At 44.1% G+C, this 13,897-nt stretch carries 13 protein-coding genes; 3 read left to right on the top strand and 10 right to left on the bottom strand.

Going from position 1 to position 13,897, the window contains the following annotated elements; translation table 11 throughout:
- From atpG to AC2D6U_RS11825, 10 genes are all read right to left on the bottom strand, one after another.
- Complete coding sequence (gene atpG, locus AC2D6U_RS11870) at positions 1 to 876, bottom strand: ATP synthase F1 subunit gamma (RefSeq protein WP_484721204.1); 876 nt, start codon at positions 874 to 876, stop codon at positions 1 to 3.
- Positions 877 to 905: 29 nt separating this feature from the next.
- Positions 906 to 2,480 (bottom strand): F0F1 ATP synthase subunit alpha, encoded by a 1,575-nt coding sequence (atpA, locus tag AC2D6U_RS11865; RefSeq protein ID WP_484721203.1) that lies wholly within the window; start codon positions 2,478 to 2,480, stop codon positions 906 to 908.
- Between the two features lie 18 nt (positions 2,481 to 2,498).
- The gene (gene atpH / locus AC2D6U_RS11860; RefSeq protein ID WP_484721202.1) at positions 2,499 to 3,056 is read right to left on the bottom strand and encodes an ATP synthase F1 subunit delta; all 558 of its coding nucleotides are present in this window, start codon (positions 3,054 to 3,056) and stop codon (positions 2,499 to 2,501) included.
- Between the two features lie 9 nt (positions 3,057 to 3,065).
- Complete coding sequence (locus AC2D6U_RS11855) at positions 3,066 to 3,560, bottom strand: F0F1 ATP synthase subunit B (RefSeq protein ID WP_484721201.1); 495 nt, start codon at positions 3,558 to 3,560, stop codon at positions 3,066 to 3,068.
- A gap of 67 nt (positions 3,561 to 3,627) precedes the next feature.
- The gene (atpE, locus tag AC2D6U_RS11850) at positions 3,628 to 3,891 is read right to left on the bottom strand and encodes an ATP synthase F0 subunit C (RefSeq protein WP_484721769.1); all 264 of its coding nucleotides are present in this window, start codon (positions 3,889 to 3,891) and stop codon (positions 3,628 to 3,630) included.
- 32 nt (positions 3,892 to 3,923) lie between these two features.
- Positions 3,924 to 5,075 carry a F0F1 ATP synthase subunit A gene (gene atpB / locus AC2D6U_RS11845; RefSeq protein ID WP_484721200.1) on the bottom strand — a complete coding sequence of 384 codons (1,152 nt, stop codon included), beginning with the start codon at positions 5,073 to 5,075 and terminating at the stop codon, positions 3,924 to 3,926.
- Positions 5,072 to 5,455, bottom strand: a complete 384-nt coding sequence (locus AC2D6U_RS11840) for a hypothetical protein (RefSeq protein WP_484721199.1) — start codon at positions 5,453 to 5,455, stop codon at positions 5,072 to 5,074. The genes atpB and AC2D6U_RS11840 overlap by 4 nt, the downstream gene beginning before the upstream one ends.
- A gap of 143 nt (positions 5,456 to 5,598) precedes the next feature.
- Complete coding sequence (locus AC2D6U_RS11835) at positions 5,599 to 5,826, bottom strand: AtpZ/AtpI family protein (protein ID WP_484721198.1); 228 nt, start codon at positions 5,824 to 5,826, stop codon at positions 5,599 to 5,601.
- Complete coding sequence (locus AC2D6U_RS11830; protein WP_484721197.1) at positions 5,795 to 6,214, bottom strand: bactofilin family protein; 420 nt, start codon at positions 6,212 to 6,214, stop codon at positions 5,795 to 5,797. Before AC2D6U_RS11830 ends, AC2D6U_RS11835 begins: the two co-directional genes overlap by 32 nt.
- A 19-nt stretch (positions 6,215 to 6,233) precedes the next feature.
- Entirely contained in the window at positions 6,234 to 7,088 is an 855-nt protein-coding gene (locus AC2D6U_RS11825; RefSeq protein WP_484721196.1) for a M23 family metallopeptidase, read from the bottom strand.
- Between the two features lie 163 nt (positions 7,089 to 7,251).
- Here AC2D6U_RS11825 and porW point away from each other — a divergent pair, with 163 nt between their 5' ends.
- From porW to uvrC, 3 genes are read left to right on the top strand one after another with little or no spacing between them, the layout of a single operon-like run.
- On the top strand, positions 7,252 to 9,750 hold the full coding sequence (gene porW, locus AC2D6U_RS11820) for a type IX secretion system periplasmic lipoprotein PorW/SprE (protein WP_484721195.1): 2,499 nt from the start codon (positions 7,252 to 7,254) through the stop codon (positions 9,748 to 9,750).
- Positions 9,751 to 9,788: 38 nt separating this feature from the next.
- On the top strand, positions 9,789 to 12,080 hold the full coding sequence (locus AC2D6U_RS11815) for a penicillin-binding protein 1A (RefSeq protein WP_484721194.1): 2,292 nt from the start codon (positions 9,789 to 9,791) through the stop codon (positions 12,078 to 12,080).
- A 9-nt stretch (positions 12,081 to 12,089) separates the two neighbouring features.
- Complete coding sequence (gene uvrC / locus AC2D6U_RS11810; RefSeq protein ID WP_484721193.1) at positions 12,090 to 13,895, top strand: excinuclease ABC subunit UvrC; 1,806 nt, start codon at positions 12,090 to 12,092, stop codon at positions 13,893 to 13,895.
- The last annotated feature ends 2 nt before the right edge of the window (positions 13,896 to 13,897 follow it).

Here is a 13,897-nt window from a genome sequence, read left to right as displayed (position 1 = left end):
TTAACGATCAGAGGATAAAGCCTCGGCACCACCTACAATCTCCAAGATTTCCTTGGTAATGGCCGCCTGACGCGTTCTGTTATAGGTCAATTTCAACTCCTTCAACAACTCGCCAGCGTTATCTGTTGCTTTGCCCATGGCTGTCATTCGTGCCCCATGCTCAGAAGCATTAGATTCCAAAACAGCTTTATAGAACTGTATCTTCAATGATTTAGGAATGAGCTCCTCAATGATATACTCCTTTGATGGTTCGTAGATGTAATCAGCATTCGTTTCCGCTCCTTCCACCTTTGGCACTTCCAGAATTGGCAAAAACTGCTCTGTTCTTACGATCTGCGTCGCCACATTTTTGAACTCATTGTAAACGATCACTACCTTATGGTAATCACCCGCCACAAAAGAAGACATGGCATGTTCTGCACCTGCACGAACGTTCTCGAAGGTCAAATCACCAAATACATCCCAATAAGAATCGACAAGATTAAATCCATTCTTTCTAAAGAAGTCATAGGATTTCTTGCCTACTGGCATAACATCCACATCAGCTTTTCCCAACTCATGGTTAGCCATCAGCGCCTTCACCCCTTTGAATACATTCGAATTGAACGCACCGCAGAGTCCTCTATCTGAGGAAACCGCAACAACCAGCACTTTTCCACCTTCTTTTTCAGCTGCGTAGGTATCGAGCCCCTCATCGGTGCCCGAACTTACATTGGCCAAAATAGCACCTAACTTCTGAGAGTAAGGTCTGAGTTGGACAGTCCTGTCTTGCGCCTTTCTCAATTTAGCAGCGGCCACCATTTTCATGGCTTTCGTGATCTGCTGCGTCGAGGAGACGGATTTGATTCGTTCTTTTACTTCTTTTAAGCTTGCCATAAGCTATTTCAATGGGCCGTAGCCGTTAATTAATACTTAGCAGAAACTTCTTTTGCTACTTTTTCTAATGTTGAGGTTGCTGACTCATCTAGTTTACCTGCTTTGAAATTCGCCAATGCATCGGCATGGCTCGTTCTCAAAATCGTCAAGAATTCGGCTTCGAATTCCTTCACCTTCTCAACAGGTACTTTATCCATCAACCCTTTGGTAGACGCATAGATAACCGCTACTTGCTCTTCAACAGGAACCGGAGAGAACTGCGCTTGCTTCAATACCTCCTGGTTTCTTCTACCTCTATCGATCGTCAATTGAGTCGCTGCATCAAGATCGGAACCGAACTTCGCAAAGGCTTCTAGTTCACGGAACTGAGCTTGGTCAAGCTTCAACGTACCGGATACCTTCTTCATCGATTTGATCTGGGCAGAACCTCCAACTCGAGATACAGAGATGCCTACGTTAATGGCAGGACGTACACCTGAGTTGAAAAGGTTAGTTTCCAAGAAGATCTGACCATCCGTAATTGAGATCACATTCGTGGGAATATAAGCCGAAACATCACCCGCTTGTGTTTCAATGATCGGAAGGGCTGTTAATGAACCACCACCTTTAACTTTTCCTTGCAAAGAAGGAGGTAAGTCGTTCATTGCTGCAGCGATCTCATCGTTATCGTTCAGCTTTGCCGCTCTTTCCAAGAGTCTTGAGTGAAGATAGAAAACATCACCAGGATATGCTTCACGTCCCGGAGGTCTTCTCAATAGAAGAGAAACCTCACGATAAGCTACCGCTTGCTTAGAAAGATCATCATAAACCACCAAAGCAGGACGACCTGTATCTCTAAAGAATTCACCAATGGCTGCACCTGTAAATGGAGCAAAGAACTGCATTGGAGCAGGGTCTGAAGCAGAAGCAGCAACAACCACAGTGTAGTCCATTGCACCACCTTTTTCTAATGCCGCTACCACACCCGCTACTGTAGACGCCTTTTGACCGATCGCTACGTAAATACAGAATACCGGCTCTCCAGCTTCGTAAAATTCTCTCTGGTTGATAATCGTATCGATCACAACGGCAGTCTTACCCGTTTGACGGTCACCAATTACCAACTCACGCTGACCTCTACCGATCGGAATCATCGAGTCAATCGCTTTAATACCTGTTTGAAGAGGCTCGTTTACTGGCTGACGATAAATTACACCTGGCGCTTTACGCTCCAAAGGCATTTCAAAGGTTTCCCCTTCGATAGGTCCTTTACCATCAATTGGATTACCCAATGTATCGACAACTCGACCCACCATGCCTTCTCCAGCATTGATCGAAGCGATTCGTCCTGTTCTTTTGACAGTATCTCCTTCTTTGATCTCAGAAGATTCGCCAAGCAATACAGCTCCTACGTTATCTTCCTCTAGGTTCAATACCAAGGCATTCAACCCATTGTCAAATTCTAACAGCTCACCAGATTGAGCATTAGATAGTCCGTAGATTCTGGCTACACCATCACCTACTTGCAATACTGTACCTACTTCTTCGAGTTCGGCTTCAGATTTGAAGTTTGAGAGTTGTTCCCTCAATATTGCTGATACTTCATCAGGTCTTACATCTGCCATTTTATGATCAGTTATTTTTTAAAATGCTTTTTGATAGTGGTTCTTTGAAAAATCAACCCGCAGTGCTTTCAACCTTGAGCTGACAGAATCGTCAATCTGACGATCACCAACCTTCAGCACAAAGCCTCCGATCAATTCTTTATCTACCACTTCTGTTAATTCTACTTTCTTTTTTGTGATGGACTTGACCACCTCTTCAAAGGCCGCCTTTGTTTTCTTATCAAGGGCAAAGGTCGTTGTCACTGTTGCCTCTGCGATTCCATTATGGTCGTTATACATGTGATGGAATTCCTTAGCGATCAAAGGCAAATATTCTTCTCGATGCTTTTTCGTCAATAATTGAAAAATCGACAAACTCAACTCATCCACTTTACCGGTGAATACCTTGTTCAGGATAGCCAATTTCTTTTGGTGCAAGACCACAGGACTTTTCAACATCAGCTCAAAGTCTCTGTTTTCATCAGCCAGTTTGTTAAGAAGCTGCATGTCTGCATGCACCTCTTCTAACTTGCCTTTTTCAACAGCCAGTTCAAGCAGTGATTTCGCGTAACGAGAAGCAATTCTATATTCAGACATTCGTCAGAATTAGTTTAAGTTCAATTCTTTAATGTATCCTTCAACAAGGCTCTGCTGCGCTTTTTCGTCAGCTAATTCTTTTTTCAGGATCTTTTCTGTTATCTCCAATGACAATGCAGCCACGGTCGATTTTACGTCTGCTAAAGCTGCTCTCTTTTCATTTTCGATGGAAGCTTTTGCGTCTTCGATCATTTTGGCAGCAATCTTTGACGTTTCTTCTTTTGCCTCTTCTTTGATGGCATTAGCAGTAGCGACAGCCTCTTTCAAGGTCTTATCTCTTTCTGCTCTGGCTTCTGCCAACAGCTTTTGGTTGTCGGCTTGAAGCGCCTGCATCTCATTTTTGGCTTTTTCCGCAGAGAGCAATGCATTTTCAATGGTTTCCTCTCTTTCTTTTAAGCCTGACAAAATGGGCTTCCAGGCAAACTTGCCCAAAACAAACAATAGAATTAAAAACGCTAATGTCTGCAGAATAAATAAACCGGTGTCTGGTATTAATAAATCCATGTTTCTAAGAGTTAAATAGAATGCCTTCCGCCTGCCTAATGCAAAAGCGGAAGTACATTCAAATCAATTAAAGTGCAGCTACGATGTCGCCGTTTACAGCCAACAAGAAACAAGCAACAACGCCAAAAAGCGCAATTACCTCGATCAAGGCAGCAATAATCAACATACCAGACTGCAATTTACCTGCAGCCTCAGGCTGACGTGCCATACCTTCCATAGCGGCAGCACCAATTTTTCCGATACCAAGGCCTGCGCCAATTGCAACAAGACCAGCACCAATACCGGCTCCCATTAGGGCATAACCAGCTGTCAATAAAATAGATAACATAATTTGTTTATTAATAAATGAAACAATGGTTCTAATTAGTGATGCCCATCATCCACAGCTTGGCCGATGTACATTGAAGAAAACAATGTAAAAACGTAAGCCTGAATCAAAGCAACAATTATCTCTATTAGCGTAATGATGGTAGAGAACAAGGTTCCTACAACACCAACGGCCAAACTATTTAAAATGAATCCTAATCCGATAATACTCAATACCACGATGTGCCCTGCTGTGATCGAAGCGAACAAACGAAGCGTCAAGGAGATCGGCTTGGTGAAAATACCAATTACCTCTACCAGCATAATAATAGGTCGTAAAGGAAGCGGTACACCAGGCGTCCAGAAGATGTGCCCCCAATACGCGCTTCTTCCATTGAACTGTGTGATAAAAAAGGTGAACAATGCCAAACACAAGGTGACCGCAATGTTACCGGAAAGGTTAGCTGCACCAGGCGTTAAGCCCATAAGGTTATTGAATAAAATAAAGAAGAAAAGGGTCAACAAATACGGCATAAAACGCTCGTACTTATCGGCACCAATGTTCGTTTTGGCAATATCATCTCGTATGAAGACAATGATGGGTTCAAAGAACGACTGAATTCCCTTTGGCGCAGAAACTCCCTTTTTGTAGCCTTTTGCTACGGAGAAAAATACGATAATCAAAAGGACCATGCTGATGAGCATAGAGGCCACATTCTTTGTAATGGAAATGTCTAAAAAGCCTGAAGTAGTACCGGCATGTTCGTCGTCTTCGGCGTGTGCTTCATGCATCCCCTCAGCGCCTTCTCCGTGATGTTCTTTCACCATGTCCGCATGCTCAGGATCATTGTGTTCCGGACCTACTTTGATGAGTTTACCATGATCGATCATGAATCCACCATGAGCAACGGGTTCGTGGTGCTCATCATAGAAGTCAGACGACATAAATACCTTTAATCCTTCTTCGTAATCGTAAATAATGACGGGTAACGGAATCGTCACGTGGGTGTGCCCTAGCGTAATGATGTGCCACTGGTAGTCATCAGCGATGTGGTGCATGATGAATTCGGTCTTGCTCTCTTCTCCTTCGCCTTCTTCTCCACTGCCCGATGCAGCAAAAAGAGTTGAACTGTTTGTTAAACTGAAAAGTGCGATTAAAGCACTTATGATCAGTAAATTGAGTTTGTTAGTTCGTCTTTCTTTCATCATGGTTTTTCGCCCTCTGCCGAAATCGCGCGCAAGTTAGATAGAATGCTTAGTATTTCAAATACTAAGTAGAATAAATACACCCCAAAAAAGTCTGCTACCCAGAGGATTCGCTCTTCTACTCCTGAAAAGATTACAATGCCAATGAATACCATGCTCAAGAGCATCCTCAGCACCGTCAGACCTAAGAAAATATTGGGTCTAGATTGGGCATCAAATGTGCTCATTCCCCAAGCGGCAATGCCGGCAACCAATATCCCCAAAAGGGCTGAAAAAATAAGAATTCCCCAGATCTGCGCATGGATAAATCGCTCAGCTCCAGGAATAAAGGTCAAGACCCAAATAAGCAGTGTCAAGGCAAGGGAGAAGATCAAAGACTCCATTATTTGCCTCCTCAGACTTTTCATGCCGCAAAGGTAGGCTTTTCAATGGTAGATACTAATGCAAAGTTCAGAGATATTCTGGTAAAAAGGGTGCTCCGTTGGGCGACTTCTCACGGCATATTACCATAAAACAGTCCGTTGTTTTATTCTTTGGGCAAGGACCGGTACAAATGATAGAGTGCTCCACCCGTACCCACCATGACCATGACGATGACCCATAAAGCAGATCCCTCTCGCCATTTTTCGTCCATGAGGTACCCCAGGTATCCGCAAATTCCGATGGTGATGAATAACTGTAATCCCAACTGAGAATACTTGAGGAAAGCATTGGCCTGTTCCTTAGGCTCTTTTGAAGACTTTTTCGCTGGCACGCTCGGGTAGCTCTATTTCTATTTCTTTGGCAAGATGTCCCATTCGACAGCCACCATTGAAAGTGGCACCGGGCTCAACAACCAGTTTATTGGTAAGGATGTCTCCGTTGATCACAGCTGTGGGTCGTAAGGTGAGCACCTCTGAGATCTCGATATTGCCCTCAATTCGTCCGGCGATTTCGGCTGAGCGAGCAACCACATTGCCCTTGATCACAGCCTCTCCTCCTAGCACAAACTTCGCTTTTGCTTTCACGTCGCCGGTTACTTTTCCTTCCACACGAACATTTCCGGAAGACGACATACTGCCGTCTAACATGGTGTCTTTTCCGATGATATTAGAAATCGTCGAAAGCTCCACAGTGCTGTTTTTATCGTCTTTAGCGAACATAGCGCGAATATAGCTAAAATTAGAATGATATGAACTCTTCAGGATTCACTGGGGCACCATCATACCAGAGCTCAAAATGCAAATGAGGACCAGAAGTTCGTTCTCCCGTATTACCGATAATCGCCAGCACTTCTCCCGCCGTAACGATCGCTCCCGATGCTTTGGTCAAACTAGAATTATGCTTATACACGGAAATCAAGTTCTGGCTGTGCTGTACCGCCACCACATAGCCATCATTCTGTGTCCAATCGGCAAAGATGACCGTACCATCGGCTATACTCTTGATCGTCTCGTCCTTTTTACTCAATACATCGATGCCATAGTGTTCATTCAGCGGGTCGAATGGGGCAGAAATGTTATACCCATTAACTGGGGAAAAGAAGTACACTTCACGCAATTCCAAATTGTCATTGACAGCGGTCAATAAAAAATCACCCCCTGTTTCGAACTCTGACTTGAAAGAAGAATCGATCTGGGCATATCGCTCATTCGGTTCTGTCTCCTTCGCCGGAGCCTTGTCCTGTTCGCCCATGGGCTCTTGCTCCTCACCCGAAAGGATCCGTTTGATGTTCTGAATGTAATTATCACGCTCGTCGAGCTCTGTTTCTAAAGAGTCCAGCGATTGCCTCATTTCGATCAATTCTATTCTGTTTTGCTGGGCCGTATAGCGAGGGTCGAACCATTGCTTTAACACCGTATTGACCAAATAAAAAGCCAAGGACAACACAAGCAAAAAGACGATAAAAGAGAAAAAGATCACTTTGGCGTAAGTGAATTTGTAGGTTGCCTTTTCAGAAAAATTCTCCTCATTCTGAATGATCAGGTTATGACGGGCATTGAGCCAATTGGAAAGGGTCTTTTTGAATTTTGCCAAAACGAATGTCTAAAATGAATAAAATTTTTACTTAAAAAGTAAGAATGCATCTTTAATTGTATGAATAGCTCACTAATTTCGTTGTGTTCTAGTCATCAAACTACTTTTGCAAAACAATCGCCCCCATATCCTCTTTGCCCTCCTTATACTGATTTTATCTGCAATGGGTTGCGGTACCAAGGCCTATCAGAACATCAATGCCCGCTATAATGGGTATTTCTATGCCAACGAATTCGTCAATGAGGTGTATCTCGACATTGAAGAAGCCTATGATTACAACTTCAATGACTTGCTAAAAATCTATCCTGACATTGATTCCTCCACCATACAAAGCAACAAAGAGAAGCTCGATGAAGCATTCAAAAAAAGCTCCCAAGTCATTGAATGGTATCCGACCAGCGATTGGGTAGATGACAATTACTTGATCATTGGGAAAATCAGGTACTTGCGCGCCGAGTTTCAGTTTGCCATCGAAACGTTTCAATACGTGTACAATAAATCTGACGACGCACCAACTCGGCAAAAAGCACTCATCTTATTGATGCGCACCTACATGGACATGGACGAGAGAGAGCTCACTTATGAAGTGATGGACTACCTCGACAAGGAGAATTTGACGGTAGAAAATGCCATCGAGTACAAATTACAACAAGCCTTTCTCCATCAGCGACTGGGAGAAACATCGCTAATGCGAGAAGACCTAGAAGCCGTTGCCGAGTACATACCGGCAAAGGACCCGAAAGGAAGAGCCTATTTCATTCTCGGCCAATTAGCCGAAAGAGAAGGAGACTTTCCGAATGCGCTTGCCTATTATGAGAAAGCGATCAAAGGAAACCCACCTTATGAACTCCTTTTTCATACGCAACTTCGAAAAATGGCGGTTACTGATATTCGAAATGACAGCGATGTGGAAAAAGCCTATGCCTTCTATGAAAAACTTTTGAAAGACGGAAAGAACGCCGAGTACCAAGACAAGATCTATTATTCTATGGGTAGGCTCGAGCAAAGGAGAAAAGAATACCAACGCGCCATAACCAATTACCTTAGGGCCTTGGACGTTGAGCAACCCAATGCACGAACGCAAGGCCTGGCCAGCCTTAGAATTGCGCAGATCTACTACGATGAATTCGAAAACTATCGCTACGCAAGTACCTACTACGACAGCACTGTTATGAAACTGCCTGAAGACGAGCCCGGCTATGAGCGTATCGTTAAACGACAAGAGGTACTCAAGGAATTGGTACAAGAACTCAACGTGATCGATAAAAACGATAGCTTACTGGCTCTCTCCGAACTCAGCCCCATTCAGCTCGATGCTTTTCTCGACCAATACTTGGCAAAAGAAGAGGCAAAAAAAGCCGCATCACGCAAAAGAGCCAACCAAAACCAAAACAACTTTGCAGGCTCAAATACACTGATTGATGCTGGTGCTGATGAGCCCACCGATGGCACGTGGTACTTCTACAATATTGTGGCCGTCGGACAAGGCCAACAGGAATTTCAAAAAAACTGGGGCAATCGACCATTGGCTGATGATTGGCGTCGTTCACAGAAAACAACCATTGGCATCACCAATGATAGTGCTCCTGAAAAAGTTGATGAAGTACTTGCCGAAGAAGAACAAACTCCCCCGGAAGCGGATGATCGCGCTGCCCAAAAGCAACAACTCATTGCTACTGTTCCTCGAACGGCCGAGGAAAAGGAGCAACTCAATTTAGCCATTGCCGATGCCTTATTTGAATGTGGAAGGATCTATCGTTTTGGATTGGAGAGAGAAGACCTTTCTGAGGAATCCTATTTGACGCTACTTTCGCGCTATCCTCGGTCGAAATTACGACTTGAAACCTTGTATGCACTCTACACACTCAATGAAACAAAAAACATCAACGACGCCACTAATTATAAAGAAACCATCATCGAAGATTATCCAGATAGTCTGATCGCCAAGCTATTGATCAACCCCAATTACCTGGTTGAAAAGGAACAACGAAATCAAGCGCTTCAACGTCGCTATGAAGAGATCTACCGAACCTACGATCAAGGGGATTACGTGAAGGCCGATCAAATGATTCGGCAGGCCTTAGACGATTTCGAAGACGTGGACTTTCTGCAAAATGTAGAGTTATTGGCTGCCATCATCAAGGGTAGAACAGAAGGCTTATTTTCTTACGAAAAGGCGTTGAAAGACTTCTCAGCAAAATATCCGGAAGGAGAACTGCATGCCTATGCACAAGAACTGTTGAACAAAGTGAACCCGGCAAAAAGTGATCTTGTGGTAACGGATGACTTTGAGTACAGCGAAGACTTCAATCAATTGCATTTGGTTGCCTTATCCTTCGATCTATCATTGACAGACCCTGAGCAGTTGAAATTATTCATAGAGGCTTTCAATGCTGAGAATTTCGAACGCCAACGGCTTTCTGTTGGCTTTTTAAACTTTGATGAGAAGACACAAAGCGGCATTATGTTCGTGAATTCTTTCAAAACCAAATCCGCATCGGTTACATATAATTTAGCGCTGACTAAAGCGTTAAGATCAATGGATCGCCAACCCGACCCAAATTTTCATAATTTTGCTATCTCAAGAGATAATTTTACCCTGCTTTTCCAAAGCAAGAGGTTAGAAGAGTATCTTGGGTTCAATAAGAAATTCTACCAATAGCATAATCCATTAGCATGGGCGTACAACTTTCTCAAAAATTGAAACTCAAATTAGTTACGAGGCTACTCTGGGTTTTCTTTGTGCTTGGCATCATTGGATTTCCGGTATACCTATGGGCCGTAAGCAACAACATCAATAATTGGTTCGGTCCATTACCTAGCTATCAACAACTAGAAAATCCCAAGCAGAACCTTACCTCTATCGTATACACCATCGATGGCGTGCAGTTAGGCTCTGGTTATTACAGAGATAACCGCAAACCGGTAACCTACGATGAATTAGGAGAAAACCTTCAGCAGGCACTACTTGCTGCGGAAGACATCCGCTTTTATGAGCACGCCGGCATCGACCTTCCTTCAATGTTTCGGGTAGCCTTTGGTGTACTAACCTTTAACCAGAGAGGGGGAGGTAGTACCATTAGCCAACAGCTCGCTAAGAACCTCTTCAAAACAAGGGTAATTCGAGAAGAGGAAAAAGGAGCTTTAGAAGGAGTAATTGGGGTTTTGGATCAACTGATCTACAAAACGAAAGAATGGATCTTGGCGGTACGATTGGAGAGGTCTTACACCAAGGAAGAGATCATGGCCATGTACTACAACACGGTTGAATTTGGCAACAATGCTTACGGTATCAAGGCCGCAGCAAAGACCTACTTTGGAAAGCTCCCCGATAAGCTGACCGTAGAAGAAGCCGCTGTTCTGGCAGGAATGCAAAAAGGAGTGACCACCTACCGGCCCGACATTAACCCTCAAAACTCGAAGGAAAGAAGAAATATTGTGATGAATCAGATGGTGAAATATGACTTCTTATCACAGACTGCTTATGACAGCTTAAAGAATACAGAAATCGATCTCACTAATTTCCGTCAGCAAGATCAGAACCAAGGCCTTGCCCAATACTTCAGAGAAGAGGCAAGAAAAGACCTTAGAGACCTCGCCAGTTCGTTGGGTTATGATCTTTATGGAGACGGATTGCGCATTTACACGACCATTGATTCACGTATGCAGCAATATGCCGAAGACGCCATGGACAGTGCGATGAGGCCCCTGCAGGCGCGATTTGACTCCATCTTCCGAGCAGAGGATCGTAGCCTTTGGATCGACAGCAAAGGACGCGACATGAATGACTTCTTAGAAGATTTCATCGTCCCAAGACTTCCTGCTTACCGGAACTTGGTCGAAAAGTATGGCGAAGATTCCGACTCCATTGATTATTACATGAACCTTAAGAAAGAGATGAATGTCTTTTCCTGGCAAGGTGAACGGGATACCTTATTCAGTACCATGGATTCCCTAATGTACTATAAGCAGTTTCTACAAGCGGGCTTCTTAGCCACCGACCCCACCACAGGAGCTATACGAGCTTGGGTAGGAGGTGTCAATTACAAACACTTCAAATTCGATCATGTGCGATTGGCCAAAAGACAACCCGGCTCTTTATTCAAGCCTTTCGTCTATGCAGCAGCCATTGAACAAGGCTACTCTCCTTGCTTCACCTTTAAAGATGAAGCCATCACCATCGATATTCCCGGACAAGATGAACCCTGGTTTCCGCAAAATGCAGAGGGCCGATTCAGTGGAGATGAGCTCACCTTAAAACTGGCCATGGCCAAATCGGTCAACTCGATCACAGCGCGCGTGATGGACATTGTCAAACCACAAAAAGTAGTGAACATGGCCAAACGCTTAGGCATCCAGAGTCCAATTCCTCCCTACTACTCCATTGCCTTAGGAACAGAAGATGTCTCTTTAGAAGAGGTTGTAGGAGCCTATGGCACCTTCGCCAATGAGGGAACACATATCGAACCCTATTATATCGATAGAATTGAAGACCGATTTGGCAATGAGATCTACAGAAATGTGCCGAAAAAGAAGCGAGCAGTAAGTAAAGATGTCGCTTACATCATGCTCAATATGATGCAAGAAACGGTCAAAAGTGGCTCAGGAGCGAGACTGCAGTGGATGTACGGCTTGGTGGATCGGGAGCAAGAGAAGAATAGCATCGGTGCTAAGACCGGAACCACTCAGAATGCATCGGACGGTTGGTTCGTTTCCGTGACCAATGAACTCGTCACAGGTGCATGGGTTGGCGGTGATGATCGTGCCATACACTTTAGTTCATGGCCAGAAGGACAAGGAGCCAGAACGGCATTACCAATCGTTGGCTTATTCATGCAAAAAGTCTATGCCGATACAACCATCGGATTTGAAAAAACACTCTTTGAGAGACCAGCAGACCTCAACATGGAAATTGATTGCGCTTTATTCGAGCAGATCGCAAGTCCAACAGATACGACCAATACCATCATTTTTGATGACGAGATTTTTTAATTTCGACCCATGCAGGTCACAAAGCTCCATCCGAACGATCTAAGCAAGCTTCCCGATCAACCAGGCGTTTATCAATACTTCAATGAAAAAGAAGTACTGATCTATGTTGGGAAGGCCAAGTCGTTAAAGAAGAGAGTCTCCAGCTATTTCACCAAACAAAAAGACATTAGCCGAAAAACACGACGGCTCGTTTCTGAAATTGAAACCATCGCCATAACGATCGTCAATTCAGAATTCGATGCTCTTTTGCTGGAGAATAATCTGATCAAGCAAAACCAGCCGAAGTACAACATCCTGCTGAAAGACGACAAGACGTTTCCTTACATCTGTCTTTCCAATGAACGTTTTCCCAGAATCTACAGCACTCGAAAAATGATTCCCTCACAAGGGACCTATTTTGGGCCTTTTGCTAATGTGAAGGCCATGAACAATGTGTTGCGTTTGATCAATAACATCTTCATGCTCCGCACCTGTCGATATGATCTTTCCGAAGACAACATCAATAAAGGGAAGTTTAAAGTTTGTCTGGAATACCATATCGGTAATTGTAAGGGCCCGTGCGAAGGCCTACAAACAGAGGAAGATTACCTAAAAGACATTGATCAGGCCAGAAATATTCTGAAGGGTAACCTGAGTATTCCCAAGCAGTACTTTAAAGAGGCCATGCATCAAGCCGCTGAACAGCTAGAGTTTGAACAAGCCCAGCGCTACAAGGAACGCCTCGATCTGCTGGACAGGTTTCAATCTCGCTCCATCGTTGTCAGCCCCAAGCTCACAGATCTTGACGTTTTCACCATCAACTCAGACGAAAAGTATGCCTTTGTGAACTACCTACGCATTAAGAATGGGACGATCAACTTGAGCATTACTTCTGAGGTTAAGAAAAAACTCAACGAAGCAGATGCTGATATTCTTGCCTTAGTGATGGTCGATATGCGCGATCAATACCAGAGTACTGCCAAAGAGGTGCTGACCAATGTCACCATCGATTTAGAGCAAGAGGGCTTCAAGTTGTATGTTCCTCAAATTGGAGATAAAAAGAAGCTCATACAGCTTTCATTGAAGAATGCACTATTTGCGAAAAAAGAGAAGTATGAGAACCTCGAGCATGTCAAAGACAAAGGCAATCGAGTCCTAAAACAACTCCAGCAAGACCTACAACTCAAGGAGTTGCCAACACACATAGAATGCTTTGACAACTCGAATATCCAAGGAACCAATCCTGTGGCCTCCATGGTTTGTTTCAAAATGGGGCGCCCGTCCAAAAAGGATTACCGCCACTTTAAGATCAAAACAGTAGTAGGCCCTGACGACTTCGGTTCTATGAAAGAGGTTGTTGGCAGGCGATACCAACGTCTGCTCGATGAAGGTGAAGACTTACCAAAGCTCATTGTGATTGATGGAGGCAAGGGTCAATTAAATGCAGCATGCGATGCCTTGAGAAACCTCAACTTATATGGAGAGATACCGATAATAGGGATAGCGAAGCGTTTAGAAGAACTGTATTTCCCCGAAGACTCTTTTCCCCTACACATTGACAAGAAATCCGAATCACTGAAGCTAATTCAAAAACTACGAGATGAGGCTCACCGCTTTGCCATCACCTTCCACCGTGATCTGCGAAGCAAAAACAGCTTCAACTTTGCTCTTGAGAACGTCAAAGGTGTAGGGCGCGTTACAGTAGACCAGCTCATGAAGACGTACAAAACCATGAAGAACATAGAGGCGGCTTCTGAGGGAGAGCTGGCGACACTTGTTGGAGAAGCCAGGGCGCGACTCATTAAGAACTACTTACAACAAAAAAAGGAAGCCTAAGC

This window comes from Roseivirga sp. YIW32 (assembly GCF_057219245.1).
Note: the sequence above shows the minus strand (reverse complement) of the source record. Positions and strands in the feature narration are given on the sequence as shown.

Bases quoted from the DNA above. Each gene is read 5' to 3' on its own strand.
- atpG (WP_484721204.1), bottom strand. From the start codon at position 876: ATGGCAAGCTTAAAAGAAGTAAAAGAACGAATCAAATCCGTCTCCTCG.
- atpA (WP_484721203.1), bottom strand. From the start codon at position 2,480: ATGGCAGATGTAAGACCTGATGAAGTATCAGCAATATTGAGGGAACAA.
- atpH (WP_484721202.1), bottom strand. From the start codon at position 3,056: ATGTCTGAATATAGAATTGCTTCTCGTTACGCGAAATCACTGCTTGAA.
- AC2D6U_RS11855 (WP_484721201.1), bottom strand. From the start codon at position 3,560: ATGGATTTATTAATACCAGACACCGGTTTATTTATTCTGCAGACATTA.
- atpB (WP_484721200.1), bottom strand. From the start codon at position 5,075: ATGATGAAAGAAAGACGAACTAACAAACTCAATTTACTGATCATAAGT.
- AC2D6U_RS11840 (WP_484721199.1), bottom strand. From the start codon at position 5,455: ATGGAGTCTTTGATCTTCTCCCTTGCCTTGACACTGCTTATTTGGGTC.
- AC2D6U_RS11830 (WP_484721197.1), bottom strand. From the start codon at position 6,214: ATGTTCGCTAAAGACGATAAAAACAGCACTGTGGAGCTTTCGACGATT.
- porW (WP_484721195.1), top strand. From the start codon at position 7,252: ATGGGTTGCGGTACCAAGGCCTATCAGAACATCAATGCCCGCTATAAT.
- uvrC (WP_484721193.1), top strand. From the start codon at position 12,090: ATGCAGGTCACAAAGCTCCATCCGAACGATCTAAGCAAGCTTCCCGAT.